The sequence below is a fragment of the Treponema sp. genome (assembly GCF_045641405.1).
Lineage (GTDB): Bacteria > Spirochaetota > Spirochaetia > Treponematales > Treponemataceae > Treponema_D.
The window spans coordinates 1-2,099 of sequence record NZ_JAZUGX010000021.1 but is presented as its reverse complement, the minus strand read 5'-3'; the positions used below and the strand labels follow the sequence as shown (position 1 = coordinate 2,099).

The window sequence follows — 2,099 nt, the reverse complement described above, 5'->3', positions numbered from 1 at the left end:
CCTGCGATGCAATAAAACTGGCATTTGTTTCAATTCCATCTATCCCGTAGCTTTTTGCCATTGAAAAAACTTCTTCAATAGATTTTCCACTCTGTTCGTGGGCCTGCAAAAGATGTTCTAAAAAAATCGAAATTTTCATATTTCCTATGTTTTTTGTCAACTAAGTTGACGATTTTTATGGACCCTCCAGTCCTCTAATTTACATATTTGCGGCTAATGCTTCGTCTGCAAGTTTTGAAATATGATATTCTGGAGTTATGAATTTTTGAGGTTCATAACTCTTGTTTTCTTTCAAAAGCATATAAAGCAGTTCACCAAGTTTTCTTGCTGTCGTTACAATAGATTTGCCTTTCGCCATACCTTTCGTACCCGACATGTATTTATATTTATCTCTTAAGGCTCCACCGTCCTTTGACCTTACAGTTCCCCATGCAGCCTGCACCAGCAGCGACCTTAAAAGTGCATTACCATTTTTCGTTGTATGACCATTCCTTTTTATCGTACATGAATGATCAATTTTTGGTACAAAGCCCAGAAAATTACTTACCTGATGCGGATTTTCAAATCTGCTTAAATCACCCATATAAGCAACATATGCAAGTGCAGTTATCGGTCCTATTCCTGGAACTGTCATTGCAAGCTGAACTTTGTCATCTTTTTCAACTTCTGCATTTATTTTCTGCAGCAATTGTTCTATCTGTTTTTCAAGAAGTGTAAGTCTCTCTATCAGTCTTTCAGCTTCTTCCTTTTCATACCCTTTGAGTAAAGGCAGGATATTATTTCTGTTCTTTTCACAGCACATATCTTTTCTTTTGAACTGTGTATATCCTGCATGCTCAAATATTGCATGAAGTTTGTTTACTTCCCTTGTTCTTGCTCCCTTAAGTGATTTGTATTCACTTAAAAGTTTTCTTCTCTCCCATTCTTCATCAGTTGGCGGTGTCACTATCGGAAGTTCATCTTCATCATGATTCTTCAGAAGTTTTGCAAGTTTTAATGCATCCTCCTTATCGGTCTTTCTTGTGCTCATATAGATGACCGCAAGTTTTCCTGGATTCAGAATATAAACTTTACATCCTACAGTCTGTCTGATTCGTCTCTCGATTCTCATAGCAATATTACAGGCTTCAATGGCAACAAGATCATCTGCTCCAAGCTTTTCACAAAGCTTATCAATTCCCTTAAAATCTGTTTTTCCATTTGTTCTTGTAATTTTCCCTTTTGGTTCCACAAGACACATGTCATATGTCCTTTTTCCCAAATCAATTCCAACAAATCTTCCTGATGCTTCCATAGCGTCCCCCTTTAGTATAAAATGAGGACTGGAGAGCTATACGAGTGCGTCGAATCACCGTTCTCCTATTCGCGGTCTTGGAGCTAGACTCCAAGCCGCATTTTGTTATACGGTGGCTGGCTTCGACAAAAACTACCTCCCGAACTCTTTCGTTCGCAAATATGACCTGCCTTCCACCGGCCCTCCAGATCCGTCAATCTAGAGTATCCCGCTTTTCTCGTATTTTCAAATCGTAACAACTACCTCATTCAGCCACCTGAAATGTCTGACCGTCCAGTAACTTTCGTTCTTGTTTTTCTGATAAACCTTTCCAGTTCTCAGCATGAATGAAAGAAGCTCCTGCTTTGCCTTCTTGAGTTTCGACTTCTTGGAATTCCTTGCCCGTGTATATTCCTTCATCGCAAAAATATTCCGGTCAGGTACTGCTACAGAACTGTATGTATGGTATGCCAGGGTTTCTGCCAGCAGTTTTGCATCCCTTGTATCAGTTTTCACCTTTGAGTTGCTTTTTCTGATTGTTGTCGGTGCTATTACCGTGCAGCCGAATCCCGCCTCCTGAACATCACGGTAAAGATCATAACCTGTTGGTCCTGCTTCATACCCTGCTATTATCATCACTTCGTCGTTGTATTTTTTTGATATTCTTTCCAGATAATTGATTACATTACGGCTTGTTGCCTTCATTTTTACCTGACCGAAATATTCCTGCTCCTTTACATCGAAGCTGCATGCTGAATAAGTATCTTTGTGAACATCAATTCCCACGTAGATAATTTTTGTGTTTTCGTTTACAGTTGTCATTGTA

At 39.3% G+C, this 2,099-nt stretch carries 2 protein-coding genes; both read right to left on the bottom strand.

The window, feature by feature from the left end; all coding sequences use genetic code 11:
* Window positions 1–199: 199 nt before the first annotated feature.
* Window positions 200–1,294, bottom strand: coding sequence for an IS110 family RNA-guided transposase (locus ACKI39_RS03940; RefSeq protein WP_407397874.1), 1,095 nt, complete (start codon window positions 1,292–1,294; stop codon window positions 200–202).
* Window positions 1,295–1,519: 225 nt separating this feature from the next.
* A partial coding sequence (locus ACKI39_RS03935; protein WP_407397872.1) for an IS110 family transposase occupies window positions 1,520–2,099 on the bottom strand: 580 nt, incomplete at its 5' end.